Here is a 16,385-nt window from a genome sequence, read left to right as displayed (position 1 = left end):
TGCCTGACGTCACTGGCCTTGCCGAGCAATAAGCCAGAGAGCTACCTGCTCTCCGGATTGGACAAGTCCTTTGAAGACCCCTATATCCGCGTTGCAAGGCAGCATGCGATGGCGTCGCGCGTCCGCTGCCCCGCCCCGATACTTTCAACCGATGTCCTGAACGCCCGGACTTGCTTCCGCACATATCGTGCGGAGCCTGAAGTTATGAGGTGTCCTATGACTCTTGCCTTGCTCGACAGGTCGCAGACCATGTGGACTGGATCTTTCGCAGGAATGACCTGCATGGCCGCGGCAATGCTCCTGCTACCACTGGGCGACACGTTGTCGAAGCTTCTGACAGAGAAACTGAATCCGATCGACGTCGCGACCGCGCGCGTTCTCGCCCAGGGGGCCTTCCTCCTGCCGGCGGCGGTGGTGCTGCGGAAACGTCTCAGGGGCGCCATGTTCTCGCCGGTTGTCGCGCTGTCCGGTCTGCTGGTGATGATCACCCTCATCTGCCTGATAGGCGCCTTCGCGGTCATGCCGATTGCCACCGCGATCGCCATCTTTTTCGTTGAGCCTTTGATCCTGACTGTGCTGGCAGGTCCACTCCTCGGCGAGACAGTCGGACCGCGACGCCTCGCAGCAGTTGGCGCAGGGCTCGCGGGCGCGCTTATCGTAATCCGGCCGGGGCCCGAGTTCGAGGTCGCTGCGCTGCTGCCGCTCCTCGCGGCCGTCTCCTATGCGCTCAACATGATTGTCCTCCGCCGTGCCTCGCGCACCCGCTCCGGGCTGACCATTCAGTGCGGCGCCACAACCTATGCCTGCCTCGGCATGGTAGCGCTTTCTTCCGGTCTTCACGCAGCGGGAATTGTGTCTCCGGACCCGAGCGCCCTTTCGACTTGGGCCACGGTCCTCATCCTGGGAAGCGGCCTCCTCGCCGCTGCAAGTTATGTCCTGATCGCCGAAGCCTTTCGCCACACTGAAGCCGGTCTCCTGGCACCATTCCAGTATCTCGAGATTATCGGCGCCACCGCCGCCGGGTTCGTGGTCTTCGGAGACTTTCCCGATCGGATGACCTGGCTGGGGATCGCAGTCATCCTCACCTCGGGCCTTTACGTCGTCTATCGGGAGAGATCACGCGCGCCGGCCTCCATGCTGCCGACCGCTCACAAGAGCCGGAGGATCCGACCTCGGTGACAGAGGCATCATCAGCATGACGGCACTGGGTTGAGGACGCCCATATCGATGCTGACAGCCTCGAGATGATGGGCCATGGCACGATGCGCGGCCGGCCCGTCGCCGGCGGCAATTGCGTCGACGACCTGTTCGTGATGATCGCCATGCACCCGGGTGAACTCTTCCACGCCGACTCGGCGATAGGTGCGATCCCATTCCCTCTGCCAAACCGCGCGGCATCGGGCGCTCGAGAAATGACGCAGGAGGGCAATCAAGAGAGGGTTGCGCGCGACTTGCGCGATCGACTGGTGGAAGGCGTCATCAGCCCGCTCGCATTCCGCGCGATTTCGAGCGGCACGTCCGTTGGCGACGCGCTGTCGCAGCAGGGAAATGTCCTCCGTTACACGCCGCAACGCGGCAGCCGTTGCGACCTGCGGTTCAAGTAGGCGGCGTGCGTCCATCAGGTCCGCGGGTGTTGTCGCCTCGAGCAGGAGCGTATCCTTCACCGGACGGCCCAGGGGCGCTCGGCCGCGAAAGGTCCCCTGACCGACATGGCGCCAGATCTCGCCGCGCGCCTCGAGGGTGGCGAGCGCCCCACGAAGCGTCTCACGACTGCATCCGACGAGATCCTTCAGCACCCTCTCTGGCGGTAAACGATCTCCCGAGGCCGGCGCACGTTCCTCGAGAACCTGCCAGAGTCGCGCCCGTGCCGCATCCTTGCCTGTTCGCATGCCATTCCCCCATTCAGGCCAATATTCAGACCATTTACCGCTGAAAACAAGCGGGAGCCTGCGTGCGATCGGTCGTTTCGATCCTGACGTCTACGCGGGACCACGATCCCCCCATTCAATTGGAGATAGGACCAATGTCCTTTTCGTCGGATGCAGCTGTTCACATTCTGCCATCATCTAAGGCATAGGAGGCGGAAGTTGCTCTCTTTTCGGGCAGCGAAGGAGGCCTTCGTATGCGGGCATGGTATCATCTCTACCCGGCGCTGCCGGCATTTCACGGCCGCGAGCAGTTGCGCGCCGGGCTCGGCGCAGTTCTCGGGATCAGCCTGTGCGCTCTCGTAGTGAGCTTGGCCGCCAGGCTGGGGGAATCGACATTCTTTTTGATGGCTCCGCTTGGAGCGACGGCAGTGCTCGTATTCTGCGTTCCGAACTCGCCCCTCGCCCAACCGTGGTCGGCCATCGTCGGCAATGTGACGGCAGCACTCGTCACTCTCCTGGTTCTCCGGATCGTGCCCGCTCCCTGGTCTGTTGGCGTCGCCGTCGGCGCAGCGATCACCGCCATGATGTTCGTTCGGGCGCTCCACCCGCCGGGAGGGGCAGTGGCATTGCTCACCGCCCTCGATCCGGGCGTGGCCCGGGAAGCGGGACTGCTTTTCGCCTTGATGCCGGTCGGGCTGACCACCGCCGTACTGGTCCTTGCCGCCATCGTCTACAACAGGGCAACGGGCCGGGTATATCCGTTCCGCCAGCCTGAGACGGACGAGACGGGAAATCCCGCGCTGCGCCTGGGTTTGACGACCGAGCAACTCGGTGAGCTTCTCCACCGGTTCAACCAGTCGACCAACCTTGGTGTGGCAGACCTCGGCCGGTTGCTGGCCGCTGCCGAAGCAGAGGCGGCCCAGCACCGTTTTGACGGAACAACCTGTGCTGACGTCATGACCACCGGTCTGATCACGGTCCGACCCGACACGCCGCTCTCGGATGCGGCACGGCTTTTCCGCAGCCATTCTATCAAGAGCCTCCCGGTCGTAGACGAAGATATGATACTGCGCGGCCTCGTGCTCCAAGCCGATCTTCTGCACGTCGTCGCGGCGCAGGACCGCCCGGCGGCCTGGCGGCAGAGATCTCCGCGTCGCACCATATCAGACGTGATGCGACCCGCCGACCGTGCGGTGCCGGACGATATGCCCGTTGGCGTGCTCCTCAACAGGCTGGCGGCGCAGGGAAGCGAGGTTGTTCCGGTGACCCGGGAGCAGCGACTGGTCGGGATCCTGACCCGATCTGATATCATGCGACTACTGCTTGCTGGGGCAGAGGAACGTCCTGCGGCATGAAGGCCGCTTGCATCGATAAGCGAGGACGGCCTCGCCCAGCCAGATGGTCAACACGCGGGACGGCCCGAACAACAATCGGAGCCATCATGCGCAGCACCGCAGACCGAATTCGCCAAGCTCTCAGTTTCGAGTTCATCGGCATTGTTATCGTCACGCCGCTCTTCGCCTGGGTCTTCGATCACCCCATAGGCGACATGGGAGCACTGGTCGTGCTTGGTGCCACCGCCGCGACGATGTGGAACTACATCTTCAACCTGGTATTCGACCACGTTCTGAATTGGCGGCGACGCGATGTCCGTAAGACGATGCCGCTTCGGATTGTTCATGCCGTGCTCTTCGAGGCGACGCTTCTGGTCCTCCTGTTGCCACTCTTCGCCTGGTGGCTCGGTGTCCCACTGATCGCCTCACTGGTAATGGAGATCTCCTTTGCGGTTTTCTATATGGGCTACGCCTTTGTCTTCACTTGGGGTTACGATACCCTTTTCCCGCCTCAACGGACCGCACGGACAGCGTGACAAGGGACGATGAGGCCGGCAGAGGCGCCGCTCCCTGATTAGCTCACTTTCTTGCCGACGGGCATCCGGTCGACCCTAAGACGGCACGGGCCGTCGGCCGGTCCAGCGCGCAGAGCGGGCCCCACTCCTCGCGGCGAGCGCTGCGTCGTCGGAAGAGCGCGCGAAGGCGACAGCGGCAGTTGTCGGGGTCACGGATCATCGGTGCGGGATCCTACAGTTGGCCTCTTGGCGCCCATCGACTTCATGCCCTGGCGCGTCCCGATGACGGAGGTTTTTCTCTCCGACGGAGCGCACCTGGAACGTTAGTTCCACGCTGAGTCTCGACAGTCAGATTGCGAAGAATACCAGCGTCATCGATGCACCAACACCGACGATCAAAGCCCGCAGATACTCGGTGTGTTGAATCCGCCGCGCCTGTTGGGCGCCGATGTATCCTCCAATCGTTGTCGAGATCGCCAGGATCGTAGCGGACTCCCAAGCGATCAGGCCAGCGGTCACATACGTCGTGACAGATACCAGGGAAAGCACGGCTGAAAGCAGGTTCTTCAGACCATTCATCCCGTGCAGGTTCTGGAAGCCAATCAGGCTGAACACCGCCAGCAACATGATGCCAAGACCTCCATTGAAATAGCCGCCGTAGCCAGCAACGAGGAAGATCGCGAAAGCCGAGAGACTCGGTCCGATCGTCAGTCCCTTCGCGCGAACCAGAGCTACGAGACGCGGACCGATTGCAAAGAGCAGCGTGGCGGAGAGCAAGAGCCAAGGCACGATTCCGACAAAAGCATCGCCCGGCGTAAGCAATAGCAGCCCCGCCCCCGCCAGGCCGCCAAGCGCGGCGATCACGATGATGCTCCTTAGCCCGTGGCTTCCCTCTGCGGATATATCGTGCCTGTAGGCCCATGCACTGCCAATATAACCTGGCAAGGCAGTCAGCGTCGCCGTGGCGTTGGCCATGATCGGCGGCACTCCCAGCCAGACCAGGGCAGGAAAGCTAATGAGTGTCCCGCCACCGGCAATGGCGTTGACCATCCCGGCGAGCAGGCCCACCACGACCAATATGATGATGGAAAGCATTCGCGCATCCTCGACCTGAGTCCTCGCGTATCTGCCCCTTTGCCACATTGGTCTGCAAATTGGTCTTCCGCATGGCGTGCCGCTCCGAGGTGAGCGAAGATCGCCCCGCCACCGGCCATTGGTGAAGATCGTCGGAGTTTCAAAACCCTGCGTCCGATCGAACAGATAGCACCGAATGAAGGTGGTCACTGCCCCGGAAACTGTCGATCAGCAGAGCCTACTGCTGCGCGCCGCAACAGGCTTCACATCTCGACCCTCCCGAGACAGCAACCTTCTCAACTCCCGCGCAATAAGGGCGAGAGCCTTTGCTCGCACGTCTGCGAGCCAGCGCCGGACCGATCTCGCCAAGTCCTGCTCCAGCCATAGACCCTACTGCGCGCCGCAGAGCCTCGTCTGTTTCAGTCCCTGTCGAGGTGCACCCGACACGAAGAGTAGATTGGAACGTTCGCCGGAGAGAAAAGCATCCGATCGGTTTTTCTTCAAGCGGGCGTCTGGTGCCTCCAAAGGCCCCCAAAATCCGCCGCTCTGCGGCTCTTTCAGGGGGATTCAGGATTCTCTTGATTCAGAGGTTGTTTCGTTTCGAAAAATCAGCAGCTTAGAGCCTTCTCTGTCGCAATTTCCCCGCAAAATGACGCAGGAACCCCGCGAGATGACGATATTTCCCCGCGCCTTGACGCAAAAAACCCGCGAGCTGACGACATTTTCCCGCGCGAAATAGCTGGAGTCGATCTCCGTCCTCGCCACGCAATCCTGGACGGGATCGTCAGCCGGTGACCAGGCGTTGTGGGGCCTTTCAACTCTACTGTCATGGCCGGGTGATGATGGCTACTTTTTTCTTCCCATGCTCAAACGTTGCAGAAAAGTTCTTCGTCTGACCAAGCTCTGGCCAATCTCATGGTCGCCGGCGGATGAAAGAACCACCACGAGACGGTCAGTAGCCCGGGCCGAGCCCTTGAAGCGGCAGATCGCCGCAATCTCTCACTCGAGGAAAGGGAAACCATGCATCACGATACTAATCGCGTGTCCGTCATCGCCACCGATCACACGGAGGATAGCAGCGTCGGCCGAGCCAGCGCGGCGGCGAGCTTCGCAATCGAAGAGGACATGTCAGGCCGCCTTCTGCGAGCACAGGCGCTTTCATGCCGCGCGGCACAATGGCTCGTCCTGATCCGGTTCCGGTCGCATGCCGCCGCCCCAGCATTCTCGGAAAGCGTGTCCCACTACCATGTGCTTCTCGGCGCAGCATCGGCGGACGCCGAGCGCCTGGCGAGCTGCCGGACGATGCTCATCTGCGTCCATCGTCAGCTGGCGGTCGAGGAGCTGGCAGCGCAAGCGGAATTCGCAGTGGAGCGGCCGGCCGATCCCTACGGTGCGGAGTGGAGGATCACAGGGCGTGGCGCCGTCCTGCACGTGATTGCCGACCTGCTCTCCGACGCGATCGGAGCATTCGAGAGGGGTCTGGCCAAATGACGGGTTTTCCCTTGGCGGCCAGCTTGGTCGCCAAGGGCGATTTTTCGATTTCCCGAATGATCCCATCTGCTCCACATGACCCATTCGCAACCTTCCCTGTGCCTGGCCGATCTGCGGATGCGGATCGAAAGCGGCGCCGTGCAATCACCGGGCAGAATCTCTATCCTGGCGTTCCTCGACCTTGCCTGCTGCGCGATAGGAACAGAGACGTTCCACGACCCTGGGGTGCTCGCTTCGGAAGCATCATTCGCGGCCACGTTTCCCCAGGTTCCAGACGACAATCTTGCCGCTGCATTCGGGGACGCTGGCCTTTACGGCCGGTGCCGGGAGAGCCTCCTGCGGCACGCACGGCTGGCAGGGGCATGGCCCGACACTGATCCCTACACGCTGCTTAACCAGCTTGCGCGGGAACGCCGTCTGCCTGGCGTGAACCGGAAACTGATGGAAGAGATGTTCCCTGGAACGATCTTGCGGGATGTGACGCGTAAGTTGGCCATCGCAGCCGACCGCGATCTCCGTGATAAGCAGAGGAATGCGTTCCGGAATTCCGCTACGACAATTGACAAGCTCAGAGACGATCCGCGCGTTGTCGTGGCCGGGATCCTTCGCCCTGAGAAAATCGGCCCCTTCCCGGCTTATCGCGATGGCGACAAACACCGCATCGAATTGCCGGCCGCGCTCGCGGCAGTTCGAGGACGACTTCCCGTCGGCCACGCCCTTCACGCTCGGCGCGCATTCGAACTTGCCGTGGATTTTGGTTTACTTTCAGAAGACGGGCCGAAGCCAGGCTGGTCGCTGAGCCTCGAGGATGCGACGAGATATCATGCAGCGGTAGGGCAGCAGATCTCCGCGAACACCGCGGCTCTCTATCTCCGGACGCTGCTCTCGTTACTTCGATGCACCGAGCCTGCGGCTGTGTCCGAAGATGTTACTGCGGACCGGGTGCGTCGACCTGAACGCCATGACAGGCTCGCCGAACCTCGGAAACGAAAGACAAACAGAAAACCGGTCATGTTACCGACCGCGATCGAGGCAGAGGTTGCGGCCTTTGCGAAAGACCGCTCGACCAGCCGACGGCACGTGAAGGACTTACGCCGGCTGCTGCGAGACCTTCTGGACGCAGGCTTCGACATCGACAGTCCCACCTTTTTGCAGGACGCCGTGGTCTTTTTCGAGACCAGGGTCGAGGAACGTGCGGACCTCACTCGGCGCGACTACCGGACCGCCCTCCGCACGTTTCTGGCGCACACGCACAGGCTTTCTTCTTGGGAGGGTATGATCTCCCGCGCCAAGGGCACGATCGCGAGCGGCACCGACATGCAGGGCCTGCTGTTGGTCAGGAAATATGCCGAATGCTCCGAGCCGCCGATACCTCCCGAAAAGATCGACATGGATGTCGCGCGGGAATTCCTTTTGAAGGCTCAAGGACTGCGAGATGTTCCGAAGTGCCTTACGGGACTGGCAGCCCTCGACGTCTTGCGTTCTGTATTTCCCGAGCTCTTGCCGGGGCCCGCGATCGGCGACCAGCGCGACTGGCTTCGCCATCACCGCGGTGACATGCCCACAGCCTTGGAGAACTCCTTGCGGTCTATCGCCGAAGCGGCGGGATACGGCGCCTTTGGGGTGAAGGAGCTGATCACTGCGGCGCGGCGCCTGTTTGAGCTGACGTCCGACAAAAAGGTCTTCCAAGCTCAGATCGACGTCATTCCATGGCGAGACCTGATCGCGGCGGCGGCCGCGAGCCATCCACGGGAAATGCTCCATTACCGCGCGCCACTGCAGCGTCTGGCTGATCGCGTCGGCCGCGCGTGGACACCCGGTTGGCAAAAGCTCCAGTCCAGGATCGTGGAGGCTGGTCTTCCGCGAGCCAGAAATCCTGTCGACACGTTGATGGACGTGGCGGCCCACGAAGCGCGTGAACCCTGGCAGCTCGATCGCGAATGGGCATGGATCCATGAGAGATCCCTGCGTCCAGACCTGCGCAGAAAGTGGGTCCGCGCCATAGAAAACTTCGATGCCTTGTGGTCCGTTCCAGAAATCGCCGGGGACAGTCTTCTGCCGGCCGAGAAACTCGGGCCGATGCCCCGGATCGGCACCCGGCTGAAGAATGCGCATTTCCCCCTTCCGCGCAGGTTCGAGACCGCGCTCGAGGGCGAGACCGTGCAGGTTCTCGAGGCCGCGCATTTCGTCTGGCGCTGCTTGCGAAAGTTCGGGGTCCATTCGTGCGGGGACGATCCTTTGACCGGCGAGTTGGTGTCGGAGGAGAACCTCGAGCGGATCATGCGCGAGCAACCCTTTATGACGCCCGCGTCGGCCCGCCTCCACGTCGCGCGGATCCGCGATTGGCGCGAAAGCCGCCCAGGCCTGGTTTAGATCAGCGTCAACCACGTCGGCTCAGAAATTCTTTCCGTCCCGCTGTGAAGGGAACCATCTCCTGCAAAACAGGAGATGCCCATGCTTCCCTTCACGAGATTTCACGCCGCGACGCTCCTCGACCTGCACACCTGGTCGACGCTTTCGCGCAACGAGGTTCGCCCCTTCCTTGCGCGGTTCGCTATTGAACCACTCCGGCGCAAATTCCCGATGCTGCGAATCTACGAGCATCTGCTCGGCCTGTCGCCAGCGGATGCTGCCGAGGAGCAAATGCTCGGTGGAGGCCTGATACGGGCGACTGACGTCGCGGAAAGGTTCGGTCTCCCCGGCGACGACCTCCGTGAAGCGCTGCGCACCCCCGGCAACCCCTACCCGCCGCTTTATGCATTCGGGCCAAGACGGAACCTGATGCTGAACGCGCAGGTCGAGCAGTTGCTGGCAAGCCCCAGAAACGCCTTTCACAGCCTGGCTCCGATCGAGGGACACGCTCTGCCCGCCTCGCGCCTGGCGCGGCATCTCAAGGTGCCGCAAGCCCGGATCGACGCGATCCTCGCGGACAAGGGCCACCTCCCGGCCCGGATCATCAGCGATGGGCGGATCCGCTACATCGTTTCGGACGTGATGCACAGGCTCGCATCCTCAGAAGAGAAACCCACTTCGGAGGACGATCTCCGGGCCGAAGAGACAAATATCGCCATCCCGGAGGTCACACCCTCCTCCACGGACGGCGCGTCTCACGGCCTGTTCGCAGACACCATGACACGCGCGGCCGCCCAGTCTGAAACGCAGCTCTCCTGCACAGGATCCGGCGCAAATGCACGCCGAGGCGATTGCCTGCACGGGGCGACGCCCGAGGCGAAACTGTCGGGAACATAAGGCGTGGCTTAGTTCCCGAATATTCCGACTCGAGTGCACATTTTCGCTTCGTCTGCACGCCAAGCGACCAATCTCCTCAATGAACCAGATGAAAGGAAATCCCATGGTTCCCAAAAGGAAAAACCTCAATCGCATCGTCGTGAACCTGCCCGCACAGGCGCCATTCACTCTTCGGGAGGTGCTTGAGCACGAACCTGATCGGCGTCTCCAGTCCGCCCTGAGGCGCCTCGAGACTGCCCTCGGCGCCCCCCTCGGGACTATGCCGGCGGACATCGACTGGTTCGATGCGCACTTTCCGAGCGGCGGCTTCGACGGTGCCAAGGCGCTCTGGACCAGTGCCCAAGCCTACCAGGCTTGGCGCAACGCCGTCCGCCGCGCCATCGGGCGGTACGTCTACACGCTTGGCACGTCCGTCATGCGCATCCGTCACGTCCAGGCGAGCCTCCTCTCCCGAACGAATGCGCACCCCCACTCCCCGATCCCGGCAGCCCAGCTTCTCGGACACACTGATGTCAGGCGCACGAGAGCCTATTACGCGAATTTCCGTAAGGCCGCATCGAACCCTAAGTCCGATTGACCCCGAAATCACGCGGCCCCTCCGGGACGGCGGCCGCCTCCCTACAACCCGATAAGGAATACCGAATGGGTTTTTTCTCCACTGCCTCCCAGACTGCGATGGCCGTTCCCGTGCCAGTCTCACAAACCATGCAGACGGTGCTCGACGAGACCGTCAACGAAACCGAACGCAACCGCATTGTCCGGGTCGGCGAGTTCTTCGACAAGCCACTCTCGATCCTCGATGGTGACGGGGTGGACCTGCTGACCTGGTTCGACAGCCATTTCCCGCCTCTCAAGCAGATCGGGGCGGGCCCATTACCCGGCGCAGATCGCCGTTTCTGGAAGTCGACGAGCAGTTACGCCAAGTGGCGCGAGGTCGTCCGTCGACGGATCCGGACCACCCTCGGACTGGTCGATGCGCAGAAGGAACTTCGCGCGCGAGTAGATGGCTGGACTGCCTTTCTTGCGGTCCTCGAAGACCTCTCGAAAGACCACGGCCCGGTGCATCCGGGGACACTCGGCGCGGTTCGAACCTTCTCGGACCGGGCAAGGTCGGCCGGCCTCGACCCGATGGACCTGACCCCCGACATCGTTCCGCCCTTCCTTGAGGGAATGCCGACCCATGAGAGCGATGCATCCGCCACAGCCCTCAGGGCGCTCGCGCGCCATCGCGTCTTCCCGCAGATCGCAGCACATCTGCCTCCCGACTTCGACCCGGCCTACCTCATTCCGTCGGTTCGCACCCCCGTGCCCGCCTCCGTGCGCAAAAAGATCGCCGACATGGTCGAGACGGCACGCTACGACCAAAGCACCTACGATGATGTCTCCGAGAGTTGCACAGAGAATTATAAGGCGCAAACGGCCGAGACCTACCGCGCCGCTTTGGTCGCACTGGCCCGGGCCGCACAGGAAACCGACGCTGCGGACCTGGCGTCTTTGAACTGTCTCGACTCGCTGTTCGAGACCCCGGTTCGCATCGCCGCCATCCGCCACTGGATCGACCAGTCCGAAACGGATGCCGGGTTCAGTCTTCGGACCGCCGCGGATTACGTCCGCATCATTGCACAAATTGGAAAGGCCAACGGCCTCAAGACCAAAAAGTGGCTGAAGAATTTGAAGAAGAATCCGCACCTTCAGGAAGGTCACGCGGCGGGGGAGAAGATGTCCCCCAAGAACCGGACCTACTGCGAGAACCTCATACACAATCCCGCAGACGTTCGAACGTTTCTCCGGCAGCACGTGCTTTACCAAGAGCGTGCGAAGGACGTTCTCGCGACAGATAAGGCTCTCACCAAATCGCAACTGCGTGCCGCGCGGCGTCTTTCGACCTGCGCCGCTTTCTCCGCGCTGGCAATCCGTGGCGCCGGCCTACGGAAAGGCAGTGCGCTGGCTGCAGAGTGTAGCGGCACCGGGCAGAATCTTTTCCGCAAGACGGCAGGTGAAAGGAAGTTCTTCGAGTTACGGATCGCGCAGAAAGACATGAAAGGCGAGTATGTTGAGCTGCCCCCCATCCACATCCGGGATGACAAGTATTGCGGCTACGAGGTGCTCGATTGGTATCTGAAGACGGCGCGGCCGCTCTTCGACTTCGCCGACCCAGACTACTGCGAGGAGAAAGAGTGCGCACTGGCCACGCACCTGTTCGTTTCGGAGCGATCGGCCCGTCCTCTGGCTGGGTCCATGCTCTACAAATGGCTGACCCGAAGCAGCGCAGAGATCGGCTTGCCGATGTTCCCGCACAATTTCCGGCATGGCTTCGCGACGCTCCTGCTCGCGCGATCCTGGAGCAACCGGGGGCGGGCAGCCGCCTATCTCGGGTGCTCGGTCGGCGTGCTCGACACCTATTACGGGTGGATCGACAAGAAGCAGAAGCTCGAAGAAGTGCAGGATCTCCTGGCGGAGGCTTTGGCCGGAAAATGACCCGCCACGTGATCCTCGCAAAACCTCATTGGCAACCAAACGCCGCGTCGCCGATCCTGCTCGGCATGCCGCTCGCGGAGTTGCAGGCGCTCGACAGCCTGGTCGAGTTCATGATCGAACATGGCTGCGCGGAACTCACGCCGTCCGACTGCCGGGTGTGGGCGCGCCTCAATAACGGTGCCGCCGCGATCGAACATGCCATCGCGGCCATGATCAAGACCGACGGACCCGAAGCTTCGCCGCTCGCGTCCCTGGGTGCTGCAGAACAGTCCCTGACCGCCTGCGCGCGCTTCGCCGGCATCTCCCGAGAGCCGCGTCGCGCCTACGAGCGCAAGATCTCCCTCTATCGCGACGACCTTCCGATGGACTGGCAAAACCATCTGGCCCGCATCCGGGATCGCAGGGACGATGGCGAAATCAAGCTGGCTCCGGATCTTTACAACCGCATGACCCGGAAGCTCTGCCAGTACGGTTGGTATCTGCGGGAAAGCGGGCTTGCACTGGACTTCGAGATCGCGTCGCTCCGGAAATTCTATACCTATGAAACAACGAGAATTTCCGTCCGGGGCGCGCCTCTAAGCACCTCGACCATCATCGCGACATTCGCCGATCTCAGGGATTTCCTGCGGTTCTCGAAGGCCTATCCGAAGCCCCTGGTCAAGCAAATCGACAAGCTTCTCCAGAAGCTTCGGGATCGGGCCAGCGTGGAGACGGCGCAGAAATTCGCGGCCCTCGCCGCGATCGACATCACCACCATTCTTCCGCGCGCCGAGGCAGTGCTCGAAGGTGTGGCGACGCAAACCAACCCGGCAAAGCGTGTCATTAAGCGCAACCGGGCCCTTGCGATCGCGGTGCCTCCGCTGACTCCGCTTCGTCGTGAATGGCATGATCTGAGGTTCGGCCGCGACCTCGTCTGGACCGAGGGCCGCTATCGCCTCCGGAACTACAAGTTGCGCAAGACCCGGCATCTTCCTGGTCGGGAAGAATACCCCGGCTCCGTTCATCCGAGCGTGCAGCATTTCGTCGACGCCCGCCTGCTTCAGGATGATGACCCGAAATATCTCGACGCCCTGCGCGAGGCGGCCGAGGAAGAAGAATGGCCGCTATTCATCCATCCAGATGGCACGCTCGTTGCCGAGAATTACGTGTCGCAGGTCTGGTCCTCGGAGCTCGGAACCGGCGCTCACGTCTGCCGATCCATCGTCTATGACGTCGTGTTCGCGATCAGCGAGGACGCGACGCTGGCCGGTATGCTCATGAATGACCACACGTCGCAGCAGGCGCGCAAGAAATACACCGGTGACAGGGCAAAGCAGGCCTCGCTCGCAGCAGCCGGTAAAGAGATCGACAACATCTTCGACGCGTATGATGCATGAGATGGTTCCTACAGATGGCACCCCAATTTAGGCTCAGGATCCATTGATGCGCGACGCGTCGCGTGATTCGTGCCTCCGCTCGAAGGAGGCTGACGATGAGCGATCTGTCCGCCATCAGCGCTCCTGGGACATCTGAGTTGACTTCGTAACGGAGGGTTTCAGGCTCATCGAAGCCACCAAGGAGTGGATCTATGGACGCCCCCTGCGCAAGGTGTTTTTCAACTTCGGTTCCAACGGCATTGGATGCGTGAATCTATCCGGCCTTTTACGAAGCTTTCTTGCTTCTGGCCTCGATGGGATCCGCTTGTCTTCGTGCCTTCCAAGATGACCGGCCTTTGATGGCCATCGCTCCTTACAGGCTGTGAATAGGCGGCCCATGCCGTTACACCATCGTCTTTCACCTCGCATCTCTACATTCGAAGCGTCGCGCGCCCCGGTTATGCGGTTTTGTAGCTTTCTCCATTGCGCAACACGGCCCAGGCGATGCGTGCTGTTTTGTTGGCGACTGCCACGAGGGTTTTGTTGTGGCCCGCGCGAGCAAGTAGGTCCTGCGCCCATTTGGCCGCCGATCACTTCGCCCGGCGATCCGGATCAGGACAGACCTCGCACCGTGGATGAGCTGGCGGCGCAAGTATTGATTGCCCCGTTTGCCTATGCCGCCAAGCCGAGGTTTGCCCCCAGTCGTGTATTGTCTGGGAACCAAACCGATCCATGCTGCCATAGCGCGGCCCGACGAGAAGTGCCTCCCGTCATCGACGGCGGCAATCAATGCGGTTGCGATCACCGGCCCGATGCCGGGGAGGGTAGCCAGTCGTTTGCAGCGATCATCGGTTTTGCAAATTGCGATCAGCTTTCGATCGATCTCGGCCACGCGCTTGTCAGAGGCCTCGAACTCAGTAATGAGTGCATTGAAGTTCTGCTTCGCCAGGGTCGACAGTTTGGCTTCGGCAACAGCGGTCCTGATATCCTTGCGGAACCGGACGGCACCGACAGGAATGACAACGCCATATTCCCCAAGAAGACCACGGATATGATTGATCAGTCCGGTGCGTTGCGTGATGAGCCGGTCGCGTGTTCGGTGCAGCATTTGCAAATCCTGTTGCTCAGTCGTCTTCACCGGTACAAACCGCATAGTCGGACGCTGTGCGGCCTCGTGGATCGCCTCTGCATCGACCGCGTCATTCTTCGAGCCTTTGACGAATGGCATAACGAAGCGTGGGTGAATGAGGCGAACAGGAAATCCCATGGCCCCGAAACGACGCCCCCAATGATGGGCGCTGGCACAGGCTTCCATAGCAATGGCTTCAGGAGAAAGTTCCTGAACCGCGTTTTCAAGTTCTGATCTGGTTACCTTCCTCGAGATCACCTCGCCTTCATTCGTGATCCCGTGGATGTGAAAAGACTGCTTTCCCAAATCGATCGCGAGCAACTGCATTTTATGAACTCCTTCTGCTTGCCACGTGTCCCGAAAACTATCGGCTTGGGTGCAAGGGGCGTCCATTCCATAAGATGAGACAGAAACCCGGAACATCGAAGCCTACGGCTGAGGCGATGGTAAAGGACATTCGCCGGCGCACACGGAAGCACCATTCGTCCGAGGAGAAGATCCGCATCGTGCTTGAAGGGCTGCGTGGCGAAGACAGCATCGCCGAGCTCTGTCGGCACGAAGGGATTGCGACGAGCCTCTATTACAGCTGGTCCAAGGAGTTCCTCAAGGCCGGCAAGAAGCGGCTGGCCGGTGATACGGCCCGCCAGGCGACCAGCCCCGAGGTCAAAGAGCTGCGTCAGGAGGCGTCAGCGCTGAAGGAAGCCGTGGCCGATCTCACGCTGGAGAACCGCCTTTTCAAAAAAAGCATGCTCGGGGATGGGGGAGACGAGGAATGAGATATCCCGCCTCCGAAAAGCTCGAGATCATCCGGCAGGTAGAGCAGTCTCACCTGCCGGCGAAGCGGACAGTCGACATGATCGGCGTGCCCCGCACGACCTTCTACCGGTGGTATGATCGCTATCTGTCTCTCGGAGCCGCCGGGCTCGAGGACCGGCCTTCGCGTCCGACCCGGGTCTGGAACCGCATCCCGGACAAGGTGCGCCGGCAGATCGTCGATCTCGCGCTCGAAAAACCTGAGCTGTCGCCGGGGGAGCTCGCGGTCAGGTTCACCGACACCCGGCGCTACTTCGTGTCGGAGGCCAGCGTTTACGGGGTTCTGAAGACACAAGACCTGATCACCAGCCCGGCATTCGTCGTGATCAAGGCGTCGAACGAGTTCCATGAAAAGACGACCCACCCCAACCAGCTCTGGCAGACCGACTTCACCCATTTGAAGGTCATCGGCTGGGGCTGGTTCTACCTCTCGACGATCCTCGACGACTACAGCCGTTTCGTCGTCGCGTGGCGGCTCTGCACGACGATGAAGGCATCAGACGTGACAGCTACTCTGGAAGATACCCTGGCCGCCTCGGGCTGCGACCGAGCCACCGTCATCCACCGGCCCAGGCTGCTCAGCTACAATGGCAGCAGCTACATCTCCGGCGAATTGGCCAACTGGCTTACCGACGAGGGCATGGATCACGTCCGCGGCGCGCCCAGGCACCCTCAGACCCAAGGCGAGATCGAGCGCTGGCATCAGACCCTGAAGAACCGAATTCTCCTTGAGAACTACTACTTGCCCGGGGCTCTCGAAGAGGCGATCGCAGCCTTCATCGACCACTACAATCATGACCGCTACCACGAGAGCCTCGGGAACCTCACGCCTGCCGATGTCTATCTCGGCAGGGCAGAATCGAGCCAGACCCTCCGTTCCCAGTCAGGCCTTCGTGTTCCAAATCATCTGACGACGGACATTTCAGCAAAAAGGCGTATTCCGGAACACAGTGATCCTTCCTTCTGAACTGCTGCTGCCCGCCCGACTACCTGTCCACCCTCGGAGATAGCAGGTCATCAACGTCCTGAACCGACATAGGGCTCCACCATACGGTCCAGTTTTCAGAAGACAGAGCTTG

The 16,385-nt window shown here is 61.4% G+C and carries 13 protein-coding genes and 1 pseudogene; 11 read left to right on the top strand and 3 right to left on the bottom strand.

Going from position 1 to position 16,385, the window contains the following annotated elements:
• Positions 1 to 282 precede the first annotated feature (282 nt).
• A complete protein-coding gene (locus MF268_RS08110; protein ID WP_238370388.1) occupies positions 283 to 1,179 on the top strand; it encodes a DMT family transporter in 897 nt (298 codons plus the stop codon).
• Positions 1,180 to 1,190: 11 nt separating this feature from the next.
• On the opposite strand, the gene MF268_RS08105 is transcribed toward MF268_RS08110, so the two are convergent.
• The gene (locus MF268_RS08105) at positions 1,191 to 1,889 is read right to left on the bottom strand and encodes a FadR/GntR family transcriptional regulator (RefSeq protein WP_107978726.1); all 699 of its coding nucleotides are present in this window, start codon (positions 1,887 to 1,889) and stop codon (positions 1,191 to 1,193) included.
• A 233-nt stretch (positions 1,890 to 2,122) separates the two neighbouring features.
• Between MF268_RS08105 and MF268_RS08100 the strand changes: the two genes are divergently transcribed.
• Positions 2,123 to 3,223, top strand: a complete 1,101-nt coding sequence (locus tag MF268_RS08100) for an HPP family protein (protein ID WP_238370387.1) — start codon at positions 2,123 to 2,125, stop codon at positions 3,221 to 3,223.
• An 86-nt stretch (positions 3,224 to 3,309) separates the two neighbouring features.
• The gene (locus MF268_RS08095) at positions 3,310 to 3,738 is read left to right on the top strand and encodes a PACE efflux transporter (RefSeq protein WP_107978728.1); all 429 of its coding nucleotides are present in this window, start codon (positions 3,310 to 3,312) and stop codon (positions 3,736 to 3,738) included.
• Positions 3,739 to 4,065: 327 nt separating this feature from the next.
• On the opposite strand, the gene MF268_RS08090 is transcribed toward MF268_RS08095, so the two are convergent.
• Positions 4,066 to 4,812, bottom strand: a complete 747-nt coding sequence (locus MF268_RS08090) for a sulfite exporter TauE/SafE family protein (RefSeq protein WP_107978730.1) — start codon at positions 4,810 to 4,812, stop codon at positions 4,066 to 4,068.
• 436 nt (positions 4,813 to 5,248) lie between these two features.
• Between MF268_RS08090 and MF268_RS08085 the strand changes: the two genes are divergently transcribed.
• From MF268_RS08085 to MF268_RS08055, 7 genes are all read left to right on the top strand, one after another.
• Positions 5,249 to 5,530, top strand: coding sequence for a hypothetical protein (locus MF268_RS08085; RefSeq protein WP_146178912.1), 282 nt, complete (start codon positions 5,249 to 5,251; stop codon positions 5,528 to 5,530).
• A gap of 281 nt (positions 5,531 to 5,811) precedes the next feature.
• Positions 5,812 to 6,282 (top strand): hypothetical protein, encoded by a 471-nt coding sequence (locus MF268_RS08080; RefSeq protein ID WP_238370386.1) that lies wholly within the window; start codon positions 5,812 to 5,814, stop codon positions 6,280 to 6,282.
• Positions 6,283 to 6,357: 75 nt separating this feature from the next.
• A complete protein-coding gene (locus tag MF268_RS08075) occupies positions 6,358 to 8,655 on the top strand; it encodes a hypothetical protein (protein ID WP_238370385.1) in 2,298 nt (765 codons plus the stop codon).
• A gap of 81 nt (positions 8,656 to 8,736) precedes the next feature.
• Positions 8,737 to 9,531, top strand: coding sequence for a hypothetical protein (locus MF268_RS08070; protein WP_238370384.1), 795 nt, complete (start codon positions 8,737 to 8,739; stop codon positions 9,529 to 9,531).
• Positions 9,532 to 9,610: 79 nt separating this feature from the next.
• Entirely contained in the window at positions 9,611 to 10,108 is a 498-nt protein-coding gene (locus tag MF268_RS08065) for a hypothetical protein (protein WP_238370383.1), read from the top strand.
• A gap of 65 nt (positions 10,109 to 10,173) precedes the next feature.
• Entirely contained in the window at positions 10,174 to 12,009 is a 1,836-nt protein-coding gene (locus MF268_RS08060) for a site-specific integrase (protein ID WP_238370382.1), read from the top strand.
• A complete protein-coding gene (locus MF268_RS08055; RefSeq protein WP_238370381.1) occupies positions 12,006 to 13,385 on the top strand; it encodes a hypothetical protein in 1,380 nt (459 codons plus the stop codon). Before MF268_RS08060 ends, MF268_RS08055 begins: the two co-directional genes overlap by 4 nt.
• 437 nt (positions 13,386 to 13,822) lie before the next feature.
• On the opposite strand, the pseudogene MF268_RS08050 reads toward MF268_RS08055, so the two are convergent.
• A pseudogene (locus tag MF268_RS08050) lies at positions 13,823 to 14,820 on the bottom strand (IS110 family RNA-guided transposase).
• Between the two features lie 74 nt (positions 14,821 to 14,894).
• Between MF268_RS08050 and MF268_RS08045 the strand changes: the two are divergent.
• A protein-coding gene (locus MF268_RS08045; RefSeq protein WP_238370380.1) for an IS3 family transposase occupies positions 14,895 to 16,273 on the top strand; the annotation gives its coding sequence in 2 pieces (ribosomal slippage) (positions 14,895 to 15,228 and positions 15,228 to 16,273; 1,380 coding nt in all).
• The last annotated feature ends 112 nt before the right edge of the window (positions 16,274 to 16,385 follow it).

The organism is Heliomarina baculiformis (assembly GCF_019966545.1).
Taxonomy (GTDB): Bacteria; Pseudomonadota; Alphaproteobacteria; order Rhodobacterales; family Rhodobacteraceae; genus Heliomarina; species Heliomarina baculiformis.
The sequence above is the reverse complement of the archived record's forward strand: the minus strand, read 5'-3'. Positions and strand labels throughout refer to the sequence as shown.

Coding starts and splice junctions, on each gene's coding strand:
- MF268_RS08110 (WP_238370388.1), top strand. CDS start 283: ATGGCCGCGGCAATGCTCCTGCTACCACTGGGCGACACGTTGTCGAAG.
- MF268_RS08105 (WP_107978726.1), bottom strand. CDS start 1,889: ATGCGAACAGGCAAGGATGCGGCACGGGCGCGACTCTGGCAGGTTCTC.
- MF268_RS08100 (WP_238370387.1), top strand. CDS start 2,123: ATGCGGGCATGGTATCATCTCTACCCGGCGCTGCCGGCATTTCACGGC.
- MF268_RS08095 (WP_107978728.1), top strand. CDS start 3,310: ATGCGCAGCACCGCAGACCGAATTCGCCAAGCTCTCAGTTTCGAGTTC.
- MF268_RS08090 (WP_107978730.1), bottom strand. CDS start 4,812: ATGCTTTCCATCATCATATTGGTCGTGGTGGGCCTGCTCGCCGGGATG.
- MF268_RS08080 (WP_238370386.1), top strand. CDS start 5,812: ATGCATCACGATACTAATCGCGTGTCCGTCATCGCCACCGATCACACG.
- MF268_RS08075 (WP_238370385.1), top strand. CDS start 6,358: ATGACCCATTCGCAACCTTCCCTGTGCCTGGCCGATCTGCGGATGCGG.
- MF268_RS08070 (WP_238370384.1), top strand. CDS start 8,737: ATGCTTCCCTTCACGAGATTTCACGCCGCGACGCTCCTCGACCTGCAC.
- MF268_RS08065 (WP_238370383.1), top strand. CDS start 9,611: ATGAACCAGATGAAAGGAAATCCCATGGTTCCCAAAAGGAAAAACCTC.
- MF268_RS08060 (WP_238370382.1), top strand. CDS start 10,174: ATGGGTTTTTTCTCCACTGCCTCCCAGACTGCGATGGCCGTTCCCGTG.
- MF268_RS08055 (WP_238370381.1), top strand. CDS start 12,006: ATGACCCGCCACGTGATCCTCGCAAAACCTCATTGGCAACCAAACGCC.